The sequence below is a fragment of the Pseudomonas sp. A0308 genome (assembly GCF_044218815.1).
Lineage (GTDB): Bacteria > Pseudomonadota > Gammaproteobacteria > Pseudomonadales > Pseudomonadaceae > Aquipseudomonas > Aquipseudomonas iridis.
Window position 1 is genome coordinate 210,776 of sequence record NZ_CP162581.1, and the last position, 17,387, is coordinate 228,162.

Annotated in this window: 19 protein-coding genes and 4 pseudogenes; 13 read left to right on the forward strand and 10 right to left on the reverse strand. The window is 53.0% G+C overall.

Annotated elements, in window-relative coordinates:
* Nucleotides 1-19 precede the first annotated feature (19 nt).
* Nucleotides 20-1,201: a hypothetical protein gene (locus AB4P92_RS00960; protein ID WP_200645989.1), complete on the forward strand. Its 1,182-nt coding sequence runs from the start codon at nt 20-22 to the stop codon at nt 1,199-1,201.
* 132 nt (nt 1,202-1,333) lie between these two features.
* Here AB4P92_RS00960 and AB4P92_RS00965 read toward each other — a convergent pair whose 3' ends face one another.
* The 4 genes and pseudogenes from AB4P92_RS00965 to AB4P92_RS00980 all read right to left on the reverse strand — a co-directional run bounded on the left by AB4P92_RS00965 (nt 1,334) and on the right by AB4P92_RS00980 (nt 4,399).
* Nucleotides 1,334-1,543, reverse strand: coding sequence for a hypothetical protein (locus AB4P92_RS00965; protein ID WP_200645990.1), 210 nt, complete (start codon nt 1,541-1,543; stop codon nt 1,334-1,336).
* A gap of 50 nt (nt 1,544-1,593) precedes the next feature.
* Nucleotides 1,594-2,130: pseudogene (locus AB4P92_RS00970) on the reverse strand (NAD-dependent dehydratase); the annotation flags it as partial.
* Between the two features lie 157 nt (nt 2,131-2,287).
* Nucleotides 2,288-3,853, reverse strand: a complete 1,566-nt coding sequence (locus AB4P92_RS00975; RefSeq protein ID WP_200645991.1) for a PAS domain-containing methyl-accepting chemotaxis protein — start codon at nt 3,851-3,853, stop codon at nt 2,288-2,290.
* 332 nt (nt 3,854-4,185) lie between these two features.
* Nucleotides 4,186-4,399, reverse strand: a pseudogene (locus tag AB4P92_RS00980) (hypothetical protein).
* A 366-nt stretch (nt 4,400-4,765) separates the two neighbouring features.
* Here AB4P92_RS00980 and AB4P92_RS00985 point away from each other — a divergent pair.
* Nucleotides 4,766-6,031, forward strand: a complete 1,266-nt coding sequence (locus AB4P92_RS00985) for an APC family permease (RefSeq protein ID WP_200646036.1) — start codon at nt 4,766-4,768, stop codon at nt 6,029-6,031.
* A 216-nt stretch (nt 6,032-6,247) separates the two neighbouring features.
* Here the strand turns inward: AB4P92_RS00985 and AB4P92_RS00990 are convergent, their stop codons facing one another.
* The 4 genes and pseudogenes from AB4P92_RS00990 to AB4P92_RS01005 form a co-directional block, all read right to left on the reverse strand.
* The gene (locus tag AB4P92_RS00990) at nt 6,248-6,922 is read right to left on the reverse strand and encodes an HAD family hydrolase (protein ID WP_200645992.1); all 675 of its coding nucleotides are present in this window, start codon (nt 6,920-6,922) and stop codon (nt 6,248-6,250) included.
* Nucleotides 6,923-7,008: 86 nt separating this feature from the next.
* A complete protein-coding gene (locus AB4P92_RS00995; RefSeq protein ID WP_200645993.1) occupies nt 7,009-7,191 on the reverse strand; it encodes a hypothetical protein in 183 nt (60 codons plus the stop codon).
* 257 nt (nt 7,192-7,448) lie between these two features.
* Entirely contained in the window at nt 7,449-7,769 is a 321-nt protein-coding gene (locus AB4P92_RS01000; protein WP_200645994.1) for a hypothetical protein, read from the reverse strand.
* A 292-nt stretch (nt 7,770-8,061) separates the two neighbouring features.
* Nucleotides 8,062-8,320, reverse strand: a pseudogene (locus AB4P92_RS01005) (short chain dehydrogenase); the annotation flags it as partial.
* A 359-nt stretch (nt 8,321-8,679) separates the two neighbouring features.
* On the opposite strand from AB4P92_RS01005, the gene AB4P92_RS01010 reads away from it, so the two are divergent.
* The 11 genes and pseudogenes from AB4P92_RS01010 to cydB all read left to right on the forward strand — a co-directional run bounded on the left by AB4P92_RS01010 (nt 8,680) and on the right by cydB (nt 16,525).
* A complete protein-coding gene (locus tag AB4P92_RS01010) occupies nt 8,680-8,928 on the forward strand; it encodes a hypothetical protein (RefSeq protein ID WP_200645996.1) in 249 nt (82 codons plus the stop codon).
* Between the two features lie 13 nt (nt 8,929-8,941).
* A complete protein-coding gene (locus AB4P92_RS01015; protein ID WP_200645997.1) occupies nt 8,942-9,448 on the forward strand; it encodes a CinA family protein in 507 nt (168 codons plus the stop codon).
* Complete coding sequence (locus AB4P92_RS01020; RefSeq protein WP_200645998.1) at nt 9,448-9,966, forward strand: hypothetical protein; 519 nt, start codon at nt 9,448-9,450, stop codon at nt 9,964-9,966. The genes AB4P92_RS01015 and AB4P92_RS01020 overlap by 1 nt, the downstream gene beginning before the upstream one ends.
* Nucleotides 9,967-9,973: 7 nt before the next feature.
* A complete protein-coding gene (locus AB4P92_RS01025) occupies nt 9,974-10,420 on the forward strand; it encodes a YetF domain-containing protein (RefSeq protein WP_200645999.1) in 447 nt (148 codons plus the stop codon).
* A 90-nt stretch (nt 10,421-10,510) separates the two neighbouring features.
* A complete protein-coding gene (locus AB4P92_RS01030) occupies nt 10,511-10,738 on the forward strand; it encodes a PLD nuclease N-terminal domain-containing protein (RefSeq protein WP_093543558.1) in 228 nt (75 codons plus the stop codon).
* A gap of 130 nt (nt 10,739-10,868) precedes the next feature.
* A complete protein-coding gene (locus AB4P92_RS01035; protein ID WP_200646000.1) occupies nt 10,869-11,753 on the forward strand; it encodes a manganese catalase family protein in 885 nt (294 codons plus the stop codon).
* Nucleotides 11,754-11,976: 223 nt separating this feature from the next.
* Nucleotides 11,977-12,907, forward strand: a pseudogene (locus AB4P92_RS01040) (ZIP family metal transporter).
* A 152-nt stretch (nt 12,908-13,059) separates the two neighbouring features.
* Nucleotides 13,060-13,560, forward strand: coding sequence for a ferritin-like domain-containing protein (locus AB4P92_RS01045; RefSeq protein WP_200646001.1), 501 nt, complete (start codon nt 13,060-13,062; stop codon nt 13,558-13,560).
* A 167-nt stretch (nt 13,561-13,727) separates the two neighbouring features.
* Nucleotides 13,728-13,961, forward strand: coding sequence for a DUF2934 domain-containing protein (locus AB4P92_RS01050; protein WP_200646002.1), 234 nt, complete (start codon nt 13,728-13,730; stop codon nt 13,959-13,961).
* Nucleotides 13,962-14,135: 174 nt separating this feature from the next.
* Entirely contained in the window at nt 14,136-15,527 is a 1,392-nt protein-coding gene (locus tag AB4P92_RS01055) for a cytochrome ubiquinol oxidase subunit I (protein WP_200646003.1), read from the forward strand.
* Complete coding sequence (cydB, locus tag AB4P92_RS01060) at nt 15,524-16,525, forward strand: cytochrome d ubiquinol oxidase subunit II (protein ID WP_200646004.1); 1,002 nt, start codon at nt 15,524-15,526, stop codon at nt 16,523-16,525. The genes AB4P92_RS01055 and cydB overlap by 4 nt, the downstream gene beginning before the upstream one ends.
* Nucleotides 16,526-16,534: 9 nt before the next feature.
* Here cydB and AB4P92_RS01065 read toward each other — a convergent pair whose 3' ends face one another.
* Entirely contained in the window at nt 16,535-17,065 is a 531-nt protein-coding gene (locus AB4P92_RS01065) for a cupin (RefSeq protein WP_200646005.1), read from the reverse strand.
* Nucleotides 17,066-17,102: 37 nt separating this feature from the next.
* A complete protein-coding gene (locus AB4P92_RS01070; protein WP_200646006.1) occupies nt 17,103-17,360 on the reverse strand; it encodes a hypothetical protein in 258 nt (85 codons plus the stop codon).
* Between the last annotated feature and the right edge of the window lie 27 nt (nt 17,361-17,387).

Consider the following 17,387-nt stretch of genomic DNA (forward strand, 5'->3'; position numbering starts at 1 on the left):
CCAAAAGGAGCAACACGTCATGCTGTCTCTCGCCCATGCAATTCGTAAAAGTTCCGGCTCTCTCGCTCAAGTACAAAATGATTACAAACAGAACGTAGTTGCGGTCAATACCGTAATGACGAGTGTCTTGGGGTCAAGCTTGCCTACCCTCCATCAAGTGCCTCCGGATTGGCAGTCCTTTGTCAGCGCTTTTGAAGCGGCCAATGGCGACGCGCTGAATTGGGTCAATACAGTTATGGCTCGTTTGCTGAACGTTCCCCAAGAGGTGATCGGTTACAACGCAGTGATCAGCCAGGTTCTTCAGGATGCCAAAAGCCAAAGCGAAACACTTGTCGCTCAGCCAACAAATCAAATAGCACTGGCTACGCTCAATCAAGATCTGACTACGCTCACGAACCAGCTTGGCCTGGTGACCTCGTTCATCAGCGGAGCAATCGTCGCCTTACAAACATCACGTGATACGCTTCCGGATATGGCCGCCCAGCTACAGAGCATCGCTGATAAGTCGACAGTCGATGCCAATGCTGACCAAGCTCAAATTGATAAGCTCAATGCTCAAATTGATCAATTGAAGGCCGACATCAAAAGCCTCACAGCTGCCATTATTGCGCTTGGTATTGCTGACGGCGTTGCATTGACATTGGGGACGGTTGCGACAATTGCACTCTGGCCCGTTGGCGCGCTTGTATGGTTTATGCTTGGCCCAGCGATAGCTGTTGCCAGCACTTATATTGCGCTGGACGCCAAACAAATAGAGGCTGATCAAGCGAGCATTACTTCGACCCTTGCCACCATCCAAGGTATAACTGCCGATGTTGCAACCTTGCACGTGTTAGCGCATAACTTTTCCGATCTGGCGACGCAGTCGGTAGCTATCGAGACAAATCTCCAGGCAGTATTGGCTGAATGGCAAACGCTGGAAAATGATGTAAACGCTGCGGTAACTGACATCAAAACGGCCATTTCTGACGCCAGCTCTACCAATTTCACGGCAGTGCTTAATGACGTTAATGAAGCCATAAGCGAATGGAACGACTCCTATGCTCAAGCTGGCTCGTTACAGCTTGATCTGCAGGTGAACGATGCCAATCTCCAATATGGCATGACTTCTGCCCAAGTGCAGTCAGCGGTGGCCGGAGCTAAAACAGTGGATTTGATCACGTACTACAACCAGCTGTCGCAGCAAAGAAAAGTTGCCTGAGTTTGATAATTGCCCCGCACGTGCGGGGCTTTTCAAATAGGGTAGAGCTGATAGCGGTCAGTCGAGTCTGTTTGTCCGCGCTGCCGGAGCTCAAAAAACCAGTTTGTCTTGCCCGTTTCGCCAGTGCTCGTCTCAAGACGCATTTTTAAGCTTGGCCAAACCATGTTTGATGTGCCCCGCATTCTCACCAATCGCCCATAAAGCGCCGCGAACGTTGTTCCCTACCTCAGCGTTCCCTTGGGCTTCGACATGGAGCGTTAACTCCATCACAGCTGCCTCTAAGGCGAGTTGATTTTGATACATCCTTTCCAGCACGTCGGACAACGAGTATTCGCCTGCCATTTTCTTTCTCCTTTCCTTGAATCATCGGAGCATATCCGTTGCAGCACGACCTAGGGTATCAAGCGCATCTCGCGTAGTTTGTCGAACACGCCGAAAAATGCTTGATCACTCGCCTGGCACGCAGTGAAGCCCATTGCACGACTTTTCGACATATCCGTGACAACTTCGATTGGTCGACCGAGGTCTGCATCGGTATACCATAGGGATATCAGGCGACCAATGTCCGATTCCTTCAAGCCATTTTCCGCGACTTTTTGCGTCCATACGGCTTGGTCGTCAGTCATCTGCTTCTCAAGAGGTGACACTGAAGCGGAATAATCGGCAGCAGGCAAGTCGAAGTAGTCGGCAATTCGGCTCCACATCCATTTCCAACGGAATACATCGCCATTTTGACGTTGAATGCCTGATTGGCCGCCGCCGGCGTGGTGGCCACCCACAGTTGTTGTTTAGCCAACTGCCGGGCGTCCGTCATACCGGTAAGGCTGTCCCACTGCACTCTTGATCCTGGAAACACAAAAGGGCGATTGGACTGTTTGCAAAATCGAGGCATAGACGGCGAGGGTGGTTGCCATGTTCATCGCATTACCACCTTATAGTTCTGGCTGGCCAAGTGATTTTGGTTTGAGTACAAAAGGGCCTGAGAAGGCCCTTAGTTAGTTGGCGAGGAAGAGGGCTAGAACTAGAAAGCAGAGCGTTTTTCGCGGCCCCATGCAATGACAAAGCCTGTGGCTCAGTATGTTGGGGCTATCGGTTAAAGCGCTCGACCAACGAATATTGAGTTGCCGCTGTCTTGGTTAACTCCTTGCTCAGTTCTGCTGAGTGATGAGCTTGCTCCGATGTCTGATCCGCGAGTTGGGCAATGGTGGTGATGTTGCGGCTGATTTCCTCGGCGACGGCGGTTTGCTCTTCAGTGGCGGCCGCAATCTGCGTTGTCATGTCAGTGATGTTGGCTACGGCTTCACTGATTCCCACCAATGCCTTGTCTGCTTCAAGTACCCACGCCACACCTTCTTCGGCTTGACGATGGCCGCTCTCCATTGTCTGTACGGCAGTGTTAGAGGAAGTCTGAAGCTTGGTGATCAGGTCATGGATCTGCTTAGTGGACTCAGACGTGCGCTGTGCCAACTGACGTACCTCGTCGGCCACCACAGCGAAGCCTCGACCCATATCGCCAGCGCGCGCGGCCTCGATCGCGGCATTCAGTGCCAGTAAGTTGGTTTGATCGGCAATACCTTTGATTACGTCGACCACTGTTCCGATTTCGTTGCTGTCCTTGGCCAACTGCGCGACGGTCTCCCCAGTTTCACCCACCACTGCAGAGAGGCGCTGGATTGCTTCGCGGGTATCACGGGCAATGTCGCGTCCGCGTCCGGTCAACAGATTAGCCTCCTGGGTGGCGTCAGCGGTGCGCTGGACATGGCTCGCGACTTCTTGCGTGGTCGCCGCCATCTGATTGACTGCAGCGGACACTTGCTCGGTCTCGACGCGCTGGCGATCAAGTCCACGTGAGCTGTCGGAAGCCAGTATGTCGGATCTCCCGGCTAACCCACTGAGTTGCTCTGCGGTGTCTTGCAGGCGTGTAAGACAGGTCTTCAGACGCGCAGCCTGGCTCACAAAGGCTGTTTCCAAACGCGCTTGAGCCCCGTGCTGATCACTGTACATCTGTGCAATAAGTTGATCAGAAGTTGAGGGCTCAGCCATCTGCAACAGGCGCATTGTTCCTTGCTTTTGCCAACGAGAGGTCATCAGTCCGAGCGGAACGGATATGCCTATTGTGGCGACAATAGCTACGGATGCGTCCAGAAGTAGACCGCTCAAAGTGCCCACTAGACCCATAACAAGGTACGGCAGGTAGTCCAGCAGGGCAGGCAGCCATTTGTCTCGAGTGGGAATGGCGGGTTTTCCCTGGCTGATGCGCCGGTAGAGGGATTCTGCGCGTCGGATCTGCTCAACGGTAGGTTTGACTCTGACCGATTCAAAGCCAACGACCTGGCTGCCTTCAAAAATTGGTGTTACGTAAGCGTTCACCCAGTAGTGATCGCCATTCCTAGAACGGTTTTTGACAATCCCCATCCACGGGTTGCCTTGCTTAAGAGCGCTCCACATATGCGCAAAGACTGCAGATGGCACATCAGGATGGCGGACGATGTTTTGAGGGGCGCCAATCAGATCGCTTCGGTCGAAACCGCTGATCTCGACGAAGGCGTCATTGCAATAAGTAATCACTCCTCGGACATCTGTCGTTGAAATGAGCTTTTGCTGAGGCGTTAGCGCAATTTCGCGCTGCGTTACTGGTTGATTGTTTCTCATTCCCGATGCCTCTTATGTCCAATTAGAATGCCATCGGCAGATACTAGGAAAAGGTTAGTGCTTATAGTAAAAAACCTTTAATAACAATAGGTTGTGTTAAGTGTATTGGGGTGTGGCCACCTCGAGCAGTTTGAGCTATACGAGCGATTTGTGATGTTCTATGTCCCGAATGCGATACACGCCCTGAGGTACTAAAAAGGTCAATCAGATCAGTGATGATTCGGTGACTGATAGAAAGCCCCCGCTTTTAGGCTGCCTTTAACGATGCCTTGGGAATCCCATGGGTTCGGCACGTGCGGCTGCACGGTTAGGCATACGGATCATGATGTAGATCACTCCGGTGCCATGAGCATCGCAAGAGTCATATCGATGAAATCTTCGTTCTTGCTGATCGTTTCCAGCGTACTACGCCCATTGCTTCCAACCTAACCCGTTCCACGCTGCTTGACACATAGGGTGAGCTCCATGATGGCGGTCTCACGCGAATTGGTTTTGATTGATCTTGAATAGTAGGGAAGGGATCAGGAATGATTTGGCATCGCGAATCCTCCTGAAAGAGGTCGGCGTAGCAAAAGGTCTTGGTAGCCGGACGCGGCTCCGACAAGGTCAGTCTAGGTTGACTAAGTGATTTTAGTTTGATTACGAAAAAGGCCCGCCACGGCCTTTTTTGTTATAGATTTTTATTGAGTTCGAGGGCGATTTTGAAGCCCTATTCTGCTTGTAGAGGCGGCGTATTCCCCCCGTCACTTTGGCAAGATATGTGAACTTTAGTGATACGCGAATTTCCATTGCTTGAGAGTAAAGCCACCTAGTTATCAGCCCACTGATCGGCTGTCGCAATCTCAAGCCAGGAAGTTGAACGTGAAGACTACGCCCCCCAAGACCTCCCTGCGTCGCGCCGTCACTGGCCCTATGCTTTTTCTATTTATCCTCGGCGATGTACTCGGGGCGGGCGTTTATGCGCTCGCCGGGACAATTGCGGGCGAGGTAGGTGGCGCAATATGGGTGCCCCTGCTCATCGCTCTGTTTTTCGCGATGCTTACTGCAGGTTCCTACGCAGAGTTGGTGACAAAATATCCTCACGCGGGCGCCGCATCGGTTTTCGCAGAAAAGGCGTTCCGGTCTCCGCTCATTTCTTTTCTCGTTGGCTTTTGCATGCTATCGGCAGCTGTTACGAGCGCGGCGGGTTTATCGCTGGCGTTTGCGGGTGATTACCTAGCGGCGTTCATCCGTGTATCGCCTCACATCGCAGCCCTACTGTTCCTTCTCGTTATCGCGCTCTTAAATGCGAGGGGAATTAAAGAGTCTTTGGGAGCCAACCTGGTGATGACAGTCATTGAGCTGTCGGGTCTTCTTTTGGTCGTTGTTGCCGCTGCTTGGTATTTCCGTACAGGCGAAGCGGATTTGGGTCGCAGCCTGGAGTTCAAGCCGGGGATCAGCCCGATGTTAGCCGTTTTGGGCGCGGCATTAATCGCCTTCTATTCTTTTGTAGGATTCGAAACATCCGCCAATCTAGCGGAAGAAATTCGAGACGTTCGAAAAGTTTACCCGCGCGCATTATTTGCCGCATTGCTGACCGCCGGAGTCGTCTACATGGCTGTCGGCGTCGCGGCATCTTCCGTACTGCCCATGGAAAAACTTGTGGCAACGTCGGCTCCTCTTCTTGAAGTGGTTCGGGCGTCAGGTTTAAACATTCCGCCTCGCGTCTTCGCCTTCATTGCACTGATCGCGGTAGCCAACGGCGCACTATTAACCATGATAATGGCGAGTCGCCTTACCTATGGCATGGCCTGCCTTGGGCTTTTGCCGGTCGCCTTGAGCAAGGTGCTTCCTAGGCGACGCACCCCCTGGATCGCGGTCATCGCCACCACCCTCGTAGCAATCGCACTCACGCTGACGGGAACGCTAGCTACATTGGCCGAAACCGTCGTCCTGCTCCTGCTGTTTGTATTTCTCAGCACTAATTTGTCCGTGTTAATCCTGCGCCGTGACGAGGTTGCGGAAAATCACTTTCGGGTACCGACGTGGGTTCCGGTAATTGCTATCGTCTCGTGCCTAGTGCTGCTCAGTCAGCAAAGTCTGGAAACTTGGATGCGGGGAGGGGGGTTGATCCTGATAGGCATGCTGCTTTTTGTCTGTTCAAGAGTGGCACTGCCGGCGCCAGTAGAGCCTGGCTGATCTTGTAAGCGCTTCGCCTTTCTATCGCAGCGTAAAACTTGTCGAAGTCATAGGAGTGCGGGGTGGGCGCAGTTGTATCGGGTGCGTCCAATGTCTCGGATCGTCGATTCTGAGGAACACTGGAACACTACCCGATCAATCGTCTGACATGGCTGCATGCGTGAACCCGCCGGGAGCGGGGAGCACATCAACCCAATCCGCGTGCTTACAGATCGCTCACGGACGGGAAGCCACCTCATCCAGGTGCCGCAGCAGTGCCATAGGATCCTCGTAGACGCGGAGTGCACCAGCACGTTCAAGCTCTCCTGTGTCGTAACCACCAGAAAGCAGCCCTATACCGGTGGCCTTACATCGGCGTGCGGCAAGCATGTCCCAGATGGCGTCGCCGATCACCAGGCATTCTTCGATGGGTGAGTTGAGTTTGCTTGCAGCGGCGAGGAAAAGGTCTGGATCGGGTTTGCCATTTTTGACGTCATCACGGGTGATGAGATTGACCTCCGCACTACCCAAGCCTAATGCCTTCAGATTTATCGCCGCAGTGTCCATGCCACCGCTGGTCGCAATGCACCACTTGATCTGATCGCGGTTTAGCGTATCGAGAAGCTCTACAGCGCCAGGCAGAGCGGTTATCTGGCCCTGCAGATCCTTGTAGGCTTTATCATGTTTATCGCTGAGTCTTTTAGCCTGGTCTGGATTGATCTCCAAGCCTGTCTCACGGGCTAACATCTTGAGCAGCAGCCCACCGCTCATACCTATCTTTCTGTGAATTCGCCACATGGCCAACGGTATGTCTTCTGAATCGAGCGCGGTTTTCCACGCGAAAACATTCTGGTAGACGCTATCAGTCAACGTGCCATCCAAATCAAATATGAATGAGGTTTGCTGGCGCATACGTGACACCTCCATTAAGCAAGTTTCAGGTAGTAGATGTCGCGTCTTGGGAATATTGGTCGCATCGAATACCAAGGGAGCTGATGTTAATCCTTTAGTCTTTCCAAGTCGGCTGGGCCGGGTTCCACACGTGGTTCGTCGCCAAGAAACTCATCTTCCCTAACGACTCGTTCGTCATCTGTTAAGCCTGTTTCTGACACGTCTGAGACGAGAGCAGAATCTTTCAGTGCTTTGCTTTTTACTGATGGAGCGGAGCTTTTTTCAGTCATGAGATTTCTCCTCGACCCTTGAAATTTGAAGCGCTCAATTTTTCGAAAGCACATGGTCTGAGTCGTTCCGTCTTTCGCAAATCTCCAAGCACAGTAGCCGCAGAGCATGAATGGCAGTGCGGTTTCCTTTGCCTTGCTTCCGCTTTTCCGACGAGGTTTTTAGCGCGAACAGATTTGGTTCAAGTAGAAAAAGGGCCCTTGAAGGTCTTTTTTTATCTGCCGGCAGTGTTTATTGGAAATTTACCTTGAGCCAAAGGTTAATCAGACTCACGAAGCAAGCTGAACCATTCAGAATAAGGGGAGTTAGTGACCCGGAATCTATTGAAATCAGGACTGCCATCAGCCCACCAAACAGGGCCCCGCTCACCAAGCCCTACTTTGGCCACTTGTACCTTTTCCCGGGCGCGCTTTAGCTGCGATTCGTCTTCCGAATCTTTTGCTTTCTTCACCTCGCGTCGAGCTGCCATGAGCGCATCGACAAGACGCTGGCGCACGTCCTCTTCCAATGATGGGTTTGAACGGCGCCACAGCTGCCCTTTGACGACGAAGTAACGACCGTCAGGTGTTACTGGATGCATACCTAACCTCCGATCTTCAAAGGGCGCCTCTCCATATACCTCACGAAGGACGACTACCTTAGCTTTCGGGTAGGGGGACGTTTAGCTTGTTTGACCCCAAACACTATTCCCAGTATTAGCGCTGCGCCCGCCGCCAGGAGTATTGGATAGGGATGTTTACCTGACATCCAGACGCCCTCAACTCCGTGTTGATCGCTTGTTGAAGTAGGGCGATGTCCCGATGACGATGGATTACGACTGATCGGAATGTCAGAGGGATCGATCTCTGCTTCGTAGGGCATTTCTTGTAAAGGCAAACGCGCACCGTCTGCGAGAATGAGGGTGAGGTCTTCGACCGTGCCGGCAAGCCGATTGGGAAAAGCCGGCTCACCCGTGGGATCAAGCTCATCGTAATAAAACTGCTGGCCTTCCAGCCAACCTATGGCCGTCATCAATTCGGGGCCAAGATAATATTTCCCGTCGAGGAAGAAGCCTGGGAAATGTCGTGTGCGTTCGAGACTTTCTACTATGTAACGCTCGCCTGCCTTCATACCGGTTGCTGGGTCAATCATGATGACGTCCTCAGATTCGCTGGTGTTGCGATAGAGGATGCGACTTGGCGCAATGTTCCATCGAGATGACTGAACGGCAGGATGTCGATAACTGGTAAGCCGATAAATCGAACATTCGATTCAAACCCTCGAGCGGACGTAGAGCGACGTAGAACATGGAATGAAGCGCCGCGAACTCCCCGTCACGATAAGTGCCGACGTCTCTCACGGACTACGGACTTCCTAACGAGCGGCAAACGGAAGGCCTACCGCTAGGCCTCCTTTCGTTCTGATCAGTTTCGTAAAACACTTCTTTCTGAAAATTTTTGAACCTAAATCGAGATCGGTTGCTCAACCGGGAAAGCATCGGGGTGAGTGAAATGAATGCTTTCAAGAACCAACTGACGCCTGAGCAGGATTTGAGATTACAAGCCTTGGATGGTTGGCATCGTGCGTTGGAAAATAGAGAACTTCGCATGGACTGCCCAGACGCTTATCACGACGAGCTATTGCGCCTCTCTGATGAGATGGATCGCTTGGGTATGTTAACTCTGGCCGAATGGCGCGATCTGCGAAGGGCTGCGGACGTGGCGTATCTGCATGCGGTCGCTGGTGAGGACTATCACTGAGGTCATTCGGATCATGTCTATCGCCGCCGACACTGTTCAATACCTTCGCGACAATGACTTGGTGCTTACTACGGCGGAGTCGTGTACTGCCGGTAAAATTGTGATGCTGTTATCCGAAGTCGAAGGCAGCGGCAATTTCATAGAGTGTGGGTACGTAGTGTATTCGCCTCAGGCGAAACAGCGCCTATTACATGTTAACCCCCATACCATTGAAACATTCAACCTAACCAGCGTTGAGGTTGCGCGGGAAATGGCGACGGGGGCATTGCGAGACAGCACCGCCCATGCAGCTATCGCTACGACCGGGATTCTGGGCCCGGACGATGTAGACGGTATCCCTGCTGGCACAATCTGCTTTGCCTGGGCCTTTCAAACGACTGATGAGTGTCACGTGTTCAGTCACCAGCACCGGTTTTCAGGCGGACGCTGTGAAGTGCAGAAACAGGCCACCGAGTATGCTTTGCAGTGGTTGGCGCATTTCCATGAGCGTGTCCTGCAGGGTGAGAAAGGTGAACTCTGATGAGCGATGATCTCGACCATCCGGAATTGCGCAGCCGGAGTTATCCCGTAAGCGAAGACATGGCCTATCAGTTGAAGGTTTGGCGATTCGAGCGAGTTGGCTGGTACGTGTTGGTGTTAGTCGTGGTGCTTGGACTGATGGGGGTGTTCTCCAGAGGGTTGATCAGTTCAAGAGATGTGCGCAGTGACGATGGCAAGATCGAGGTGGAATATGAAATGTTCCATCGCAATGGATCTACCAACCCCATGAAAATCAGTGTGAACGCAACGCCCAAAACGGCGGTGGAACTGGAGTTGGCAGGTCAGTTGCTGGAGGCATTCAGTATCGAGACCCTGCAACCTGAACCTCTGCGCTCAAGAAGCTCTTCACAGGGCATTAAGCTCTGGCTTCAGACCGACCTCGATGGTCAAGCGTCGCTTTACATCACCTTGCGCGGGGATGGCCTCGGCTTCTTTCGAAGTCGAATTGCTTCACCGGGCACCAGCGGCGTAAACCTTGAACAGTTCATTTTCCCTTAGGTGATTTATGGATTCGGTACTACGTGCGAGTGCCATGTATCTGGCGCTCATGGTGCTCTTCAAAATCGCTGGCCGGCGCTCCTTGGCAGAGTTGACCACATTCGATTTCGTTCTCTTATTGATGATCGGTGAGGCAACTCAACAAGCCTTGTTGGGCGATGATTTTTCACTCACCAATTCATTGATTGTCATCGTCACCCTCGTCGCCATCGATGTTGGCTTGTCTCTGCTCAAGCAGCGCTCGAGGTGGGTCTCACGGCTGATTGATGGCGAGCCGACAATCATCGTTGAGAACGGAAAACTTCTACACGAGCGTCTTCGCCGTGCTCGATTGTTAGAAGCTGATGTAATGGAGGCTGCGCGTTCCAGTCAAGGCATCGAGAAGCTGGAGGAGATCAAGTTCGCTGTCCTTGAGCGCAATGGCAAAATCTCCGTTATTGCCCAGGAAGACTGACGTGCTGGATTCGATATGTGTTGGCGAAATTACTTGAACATCCCTAAATGCGAGGGGCCTAAGCATTATCATTCTGAGGAGGACGTAATCATGTCGGAAGCTACCAGCTATTTCGCGATTGCCGTCGCGGTGATGATTTTGCTCGTTGATCTGTGGGCGATTGTCAGCGTGTTTCGCAGCGACAAAACGGTGGGAGTCAAAGCAGGTTGGGCTATCGGCCTAATCGTCTTCCCCGTAATTGGGTTGATCGTGTGGGGTGTTGCAGGGCCTCGTGGGATCAAAGAAGGGCCTTCGTCGCCTGAACACAGTAAAGGGTAACCAAGTGCCCGTTGGTCGATAGCGCGAAAATTTTTTGAAATTATCCTCAGCGCGTTTTCTTCAGATAAATGTGGGTCATTCGGTCTCTCACCGAGTGGACTGTAGATCAGATTTGTCTGAGGAGAATGTCATGTTCCTACATAACAAACGACTTCAATACACCGTGCGCGTTGCTCAGCCCAATCCTGGGTTGGCCAATCTTCTGTTGGAGCAATTCGGGGGAGCCCAAGGGGAACTCGCGGCGGCTTCACGCTACTTCACGCAGGCATTGGCAGAAGATGATCCTGGCAGGAAGGATCTCCTGATGGATATCGCCACCGAGGAGCTCAGTCACCTTGAGATCGTCGGCTCGATCATCGTGATGTTGAACAAGGGAGCCAAGGGACGTATGGCTGAAGGTGTCGAGGAAGAGGGTGAGCTGTATCGCGCCATTAACGGCGCTGGCAACGATTCCCATATCACAAGCCTGTTGTACGGCGCCGGCGCTCCTTTGACTAACTCCGCAGGCGTTCCTTGGTCGGCGGCTTACGTCGATACCATCGGCGAACCCACAGCAGACATGCGCTCCAATATTGCCGCTGAGGCTAGAGCGAAAATTGTCTACGAGCGTTTGATGAATGTCACAGATGATCCTGGTGTGAAGGAAGCCCTCGGATTTCTAATGACGCGTGAAATTGCCCACCAATTGTCTTTCGAAAAAGCACTGCACGCCATCCAGCCTAATTTCCCTCAGGGCAAGCTGCCGGGTATGGCGGAATTCACCAACGTTTACTTCAACATGTCTCATGGTGAAGGCAGCACTCGCGGCCCTTGGAACGAAGGGGACGACTGGGACTTCGTAGAAAATCCAGTGCCGGCGGTGGATGGAGGCGACGGCACCGCGACTGTGCAATTGAGCGCCGAGGACGAAGCGCTGCTCATGGATATGAAAACCAGGACGATGTCCGACCCAGATAGCAACCCTATAACGGGTGCGGACTTGGGGGCAGGTGTGCAAGGCGAACCACAACCTTGACGACGTGACCGCACGCCATCTGGCGTGCGGTTTTCCATCTGATTCGGAGGAGACTCATACCATGGTTATCAAAAAATCGGCGCATCAAAATCTAACAGTTCCAGAGATATTCTACTCCACCAGCGTCACTTTCGAGCGTGACGCGCAGCGTGTATCCAGGCAGTTCTTGCGGTCGCTATCTGGATTCGCTGAGAAGACGAACTCAAGAAAATAAGAGGCTGCCATGCCCGAGCCATTGATCTCATCAGGCGCGCCAATTCGCTCCTTACTCGCCCGCCTCTCGGACTTCGGGTGGGGTGGACGAGTCTTCTGGTCGATATTGATTGCTGTGACAGTCTTCCTGCTGATCAGCGGGCTATGGAGCATTCGTCGGCGCCAACAAGGCAAATCTCTACCTCGCTTTTTGGGGCGGCCTTTCGGGCTTCGCCGCTACAGCTCTTGGAGCTGTAGCAGCAATAGCGGTACGGGATATCAACGCTCGTACCCAAGACATCATGCTTGGCTTCGCAGCCGGCATGATGCTGGCCGCCAGTTCGTTCTCACTCATTCTCCCTGGTATCGAAGCAGCTCAGGTGCTTTTCGGTAACCAGTTGCTCGCAGCCTGCGTAGTTGTTGCGGGATTGGGACTAGGCGTAGCGCTGATGGTCGGGCTTGATCGTTTTGTCCCGCACGAACATGAGAAAAGCGGACGCCGGGGGCCGGACGCGCAGCGTATCAATCGTGTTTGGTTGTTCGTCCTCGCAATCACATTGCATAACTTGCCGGAAGGCATGGCCATTGGAGTGAGCTTCGCGAACGGCGACATGAAGGTTGGGCTCCCGCTGACCACCGCTATCGCCATTCAAGATATTCCCGAAGGCTTAGCTGTCGCGCTGGCGCTACGGGTGACAGGCATCTCAGCGCTTCATGCAGCGCTTATAGCAGTGGGTTCAGGCTTGATGGAGCCCATGGGCGCCATTGTTGGATTGGGAATTTCTAGCAGCTTTGCATTGGGCTATCCCATTGCGCTCGGCTTGGCAGCTGGAGCCATGATTTTCGTGGTGTCTCATGAGGTCATTCCGGAGACTCATCGCAATGGTCATGAGACCCCGGCGACCTTAGGACTGATGCTCGGATTTGGCGTGATGATGTTCCTCGATACCGCTTTGGGTTAGCGACAAGCCTTTTATCCGTAACCCTGAAAATTTTCGGAACGCCTTTTAAATCAGGCTGGTCAGTTTTTATGCACGGCAAATTTTGCATGCATGTTGATCCAACGCGGACGCTTACCAGGCGCCGCTAATGCTGACCAGAAGGAAGTTTAGAAATGGCTAGAAAAACTGTCGAAGACTTATTTATCCATGAACTCTCTGATGTTTACAGTGCGGAAAAGCAGATCACCAAAGCCTTGCCGCGCTTGGCGAAAGCGGCGACCAATCCATTGTTGGCTGATGCCTTTACCTCACACTTGGAAGAAACCCAAGGCCAGATTGAGCGCATCGATCAACTGGTCGAGCTGACCGGTATCAAGCTGAAGCGCATGAAGTGCGTGGCCATGGAGGGGCTCGTCGAAGAGTCGAAAGAGCTGCTGGAAGAAATCGACAAAGGCGCCGTACTCGACGCCGCACTAATCGGTGCGGCTCAAAAGGTGGAGCACTATGAAATTGCTGCCTACGGCACCCTCATAGCAATGGCCAAGCATCTAAAGCTCGACGACGCGGCAGCTTTATTAGCAGCGACGCTTACTGAAGAAAAAGGTGCGGACGAGAAACTGACCAAGATTGCGGAGCAAGGTGGTAATCAAGCAGCGACCATGAATTCTAAATAAACGGTATCAGCAAACGTGCTGGTCGACAGAGGCGAGATTTCGTCGACCAGCCTCGATAGAAAATTATGATCAATTCAAGCTCGATCCAGTTATGGCGAGCTTGATGCGCTGATCCATGGTGCCGAATTTTCCTAACTAGCTCTAGGATAGCCAAGCAGGAGAAAACGATGATTGATGAATCGGTAATTCGCGAAAGGGCGTATGCACTCTGGGTAAAGGATGCTTGCCCAGAGGACGCTGACCTTTTTTATTGGTTTCTTGCTCGAGAGCAGCTTGAAACAGCGCTCAAGCGAACTTCCGTCGAGAGTGACGTGTGCGATGGAAACGATAAATTTTTTAATAAAAACGGCACGAAAAAAAATGAAGTAAATTTACGTTCCAGGAAGCGAGAATCGGCGTGAGAACGATTTTCCTTACTTTTTTGACCGCCAATTAGTCAGGAAGAGTCAACTGGCAATATTTTCAGACAGGTGCTACGCCTGTATCGATGCATCCATTTGACTCTTCGCGTAGCTAAGCTACGAGCTTGTGTTACGAAAATTTCCGCAAATGCAGGCCAATGATTAGAGGGCTGTATGGATGCGATTGATTCGGCGCTTATGGCAGCGCGTGCCCAGTTCGCGATTACCATAAGCTTTCATATCGTGCTGGCAGCCTTCACCATTGGCTTGGCCAATTTTCTCATGGTGCTGGAGGCACTGTGGCTGTGGCGCAGGCGAAGGATCTACTTGGATGTATACCTTTACTGGCTAAAAGTGTTTGCGCTCACCGTTGCGGTAGGCACAGCGTCGGGTCTGATTTTGGAGTACCAATTCGGATTGAATTGGTCACGCCTCTCGACCCAGGCGGGAGACATTCTTGGGCCGTTGATGTTCTACGAGGTACTGGCGGCATTTTTCCTAGAAGCGGGTTTTCTCGGCATCATGTTGTTCGGGTTGAAGAAGGTGGGCCCTAGGCTGCATTTCCTCGCCACCTGCGCGGTCGCAGTTGGATCTTTGATCAGCGCCTTTTGGATCCTTTCAGCCAACTCCTGGATGCAAACACCCGCCGGCTATTCAATTGGAGCCGGTGGACGTTTTATTGCCGAAAACTGGTGGGCGATCATCTTCAATCCTTCGTTCCCTTACCGGCTTGTGCATATGACATTGGCCGCGATTATAGGCAGCGCCTCGCTGGTAGCTGGTGTTAGCGCTTGGCAGTTGATGCGTGTGCCACAGAACCCGCGAGCCCGGCTTGCCTACTCCATGGCGTTGTGGGTGGTTGCGTTGCTGACGCCTGTGCAACTACTGGTGGGCGATCTGCATGGTGAGCACAGCCTTAAAGTTCAGCCACAAAAGGTTGCAGCCATCGAAGGTTCCTGGACACGACCGGCGGTAGGAGAGGGGGAACCATTACGTTTATTCGCCATTCCAGATATGGCTGAGCGACGCAACCATTGGGAAGTAGCGATTCCGCGCGTAGCTTCGTTGTACTTGCGGCATGACCTGAGCGGCACAATTAAAGCGCTTGATGAATTCCCGCCTGAGGACATACCACCTGTGCCACCCGTGTTCTTCGCTTTCCGTGTCATGGTCGGATTGGGGCTGTTGATGCTGGGGCAGGGGTTAATCAGTATGGTATTACGCTGGCGGCATCGCTTGTACTCTGCCCGTTGGATGCTCCGAGGGAGTGTGCTAATGGCGCCTGCTGGATTTCTGGCGATGCTAAGTGGTTGGGTTGTGACAGAGGTAGGCCGTCAGCCCTTTACTGTCTACGGGTTGATGCGAACTGCTGACAGTCTGTCTTCGGTGTCTCGTCAGCAGGTGGTAGGGGCAACGTGGACAATCCTGTCGTTTTATCTGGTGATCTTCGGCGTGGGTTTCTGGGTACTGCTGCGACTTTTGCGGGAGCCACCTCACGAAGACGAGCCTGGGCCTCAACCCTCTTTGGCTGACGAAACGGGTAAATCCGAGGGTAAACATCCATGATGGACAATGACTGGGTAACGCTATTGTCCGCTGCCGCACTGGGGTTTTCGGTTTTGAACTACGTGCTGTTGGATGGCACTGATCTTGGTGTGGGGGTGCTGCTGGGCCTTACTCGTTGCAGTAAGCACCGACGTACCATGGCGGTGACTATCCTTCCGATTTGGGACGCTAACGAAACGTGGTTAGTGCTCGGTGGCGGCGGTCTGCTGGCGTTGTTTCCGCTGGCTTACGCTGTCCTGCTGCCGGCGCTTTATTGGCCGTTTATCGCGATGTTCCTGGCATTAATTCTTCGCGCGGTCGCGCTGGAATTTCGTGATTACTCGAGAAGCTGTCGTATGAAGCGCATGGTCGATGGCTTGCTGCTGATAGGTTCACTGCTGGCTGGGGCAACTCAGGGGATTGTGTTGGGAACGCTTGTACAAGGGGTGCCGAATCAGGATGGGCAGTACAGCGGGAGCGGCTGGGAGTGGTGGGGCCTATTTCCGCTGTATTGCGGCGCTGTGCTCGTAGTGGGTTATATGTGGTTGGGCGCCTGCTGGCTGTATTGGCGTACTGTCGACGATCTGCAATGTAGGTCAGGTCGACAGGCAAGGGCGTTGGCCATCGTGACCATAATGCTTTTGGCCGTGCTGGTGGTCTGGACAGCGACGCTGGATGCTCAATATGCGCAACGGCTTTCCAATCGACTTATCTGGTTGCCGGCGGCAATGCTGCTTACTGCATTGCTGTTCAGTTTCGCCTTGAGCTTTCGAAGCCGCCGGCAATATCTGCCGCTATTCACCGCACTGGGAATTTTCATCTTGGCGTTCGCATTGATGATCGCAGCGCTCTTTCCGTTGATTGTCCCGCCTAACCTGACCTTGCGACAGGCAGCTTCAAGTCCCACCAGTCAGATTTTCATGTTGGTCGGGTTCGCCGTGCTGATCCCGGTGACGCTCCTCTACAACACCTACGGCTTCAGAGTGTTCAGCGGAAAGGTTCGCGCCGTTCGTGATTGACTTCTCAACTCAACGCTGGCCAGCCCAATACCGGTGTACGGCGCCTTGCGACCCTTGCACCGGATCCTGGTCGGGAAACGGCAGCGTGTCGATGCTCGCCAGTTGAGCATTGGTGGGGGCCTCTCGGCAGATATCTGCACATTGCCCCGGCGGATAGGCACCGACTACCAGAAAATCTTCACTTGAATCTAAATTGCAATGGCCGGTGCCGGCAGGCAATAGCAATACGTCGCCTGCACTGACTTCAAGTACATGACCCTCCGGGCCGCCCAGCATCAGCCTAGCTCGACCGCTGGCGATGCCAAGCACTTCATGACCTTCGGCATGGTAGTGGTGGTAGCTGTAAATCCCATATCGCCATTGTGGTGGCCAGCCATTGGCGATGAAGGTTTGCTCGAACAGCACAGCTGGATCATCGCCCTGAATTGCAATCGCGTTGGGGTAAATGAGTGCCGGCAGGCTCGGGTTGTTGGGAACCCATTGGTTGCGTTCAAACATCAGGGTTTGGACGGTAGCTGTCTCAGCTCGCGGTTTGTTCATTCAAGGATCTCCGAAACCCTGATGTGGCAATGGAATTTCATACATTGATCTGCAACTCCAAATCAGTATTATCCAGTCTGCGGGCGTGGGCCACCGTACCGTTCAAGCGTTCTCCCGAAGAGAGAATCATGGTCAAGGAGTGAGCCTTGTGTAGATCATCAGGTACTGGGGATAGCACCTGCACCTGAAAGGCACCTGGCGTGATGGGAGTGATGACTACGTCGCAATCAATAGTTTTGGCGATAGGGCCAAAAAGGGTGTCGTTTAAGTAATTCAAACGTGCGCGCTTGGTCATGGATATGTCCTCTGACGCCAGGTATTT

Coding starts and splice junctions, on each gene's coding strand:
- AB4P92_RS00985 (WP_200646036.1), top strand. CDS start 4,766: ATGCTTTTTCTATTTATCCTCGGCGATGTACTCGGGGCGGGCGTTTAT.
- AB4P92_RS01035 (WP_200646000.1), top strand. CDS start 10,869: ATGTTCCTACATAACAAACGACTTCAATACACCGTGCGCGTTGCTCAG.
- AB4P92_RS01050 (WP_200646002.1), top strand. CDS start 13,728: ATGATTGATGAATCGGTAATTCGCGAAAGGGCGTATGCACTCTGGGTA.
- AB4P92_RS00995 (WP_200645993.1), bottom strand. CDS start 7,191: ATGACTGAAAAAAGCTCCGCTCCATCAGTAAAAAGCAAAGCACTGAAA.
- AB4P92_RS00965 (WP_200645990.1), bottom strand. CDS start 1,543: ATGGCAGGCGAATACTCGTTGTCCGACGTGCTGGAAAGGATGTATCAA.
- AB4P92_RS01000 (WP_200645994.1), bottom strand. CDS start 7,769: ATGCATCCAGTAACACCTGACGGTCGTTACTTCGTCGTCAAAGGGCAG.
- AB4P92_RS01045 (WP_200646001.1), top strand. CDS start 13,060: ATGGCTAGAAAAACTGTCGAAGACTTATTTATCCATGAACTCTCTGAT.
- cydB (WP_200646004.1), top strand. CDS start 15,524: ATGATGGACAATGACTGGGTAACGCTATTGTCCGCTGCCGCACTGGGG.
- AB4P92_RS01020 (WP_200645998.1), top strand. CDS start 9,448: ATGAGCGATGATCTCGACCATCCGGAATTGCGCAGCCGGAGTTATCCC.
- AB4P92_RS01030 (WP_093543558.1), top strand. CDS start 10,511: ATGTCGGAAGCTACCAGCTATTTCGCGATTGCCGTCGCGGTGATGATT.
- AB4P92_RS00960 (WP_200645989.1), top strand. CDS start 20: ATGCTGTCTCTCGCCCATGCAATTCGTAAAAGTTCCGGCTCTCTCGCT.
- AB4P92_RS01015 (WP_200645997.1), top strand. CDS start 8,942: ATGTCTATCGCCGCCGACACTGTTCAATACCTTCGCGACAATGACTTG.
- AB4P92_RS00990 (WP_200645992.1), bottom strand. CDS start 6,922: ATGCGCCAGCAAACCTCATTCATATTTGATTTGGATGGCACGTTGACT.
- AB4P92_RS01010 (WP_200645996.1), top strand. CDS start 8,680: ATGAATGCTTTCAAGAACCAACTGACGCCTGAGCAGGATTTGAGATTA.
- AB4P92_RS01065 (WP_200646005.1), bottom strand. CDS start 17,065: ATGAACAAACCGCGAGCTGAGACAGCTACCGTCCAAACCCTGATGTTT.
- AB4P92_RS01055 (WP_200646003.1), top strand. CDS start 14,136: ATGGATGCGATTGATTCGGCGCTTATGGCAGCGCGTGCCCAGTTCGCG.
- AB4P92_RS00975 (WP_200645991.1), bottom strand. CDS start 3,853: ATGAGAAACAATCAACCAGTAACGCAGCGCGAAATTGCGCTAACGCCT.
- AB4P92_RS01025 (WP_200645999.1), top strand. CDS start 9,974: ATGGATTCGGTACTACGTGCGAGTGCCATGTATCTGGCGCTCATGGTG.
- AB4P92_RS01070 (WP_200646006.1), bottom strand. CDS start 17,360: ATGACCAAGCGCGCACGTTTGAATTACTTAAACGACACCCTTTTTGGC.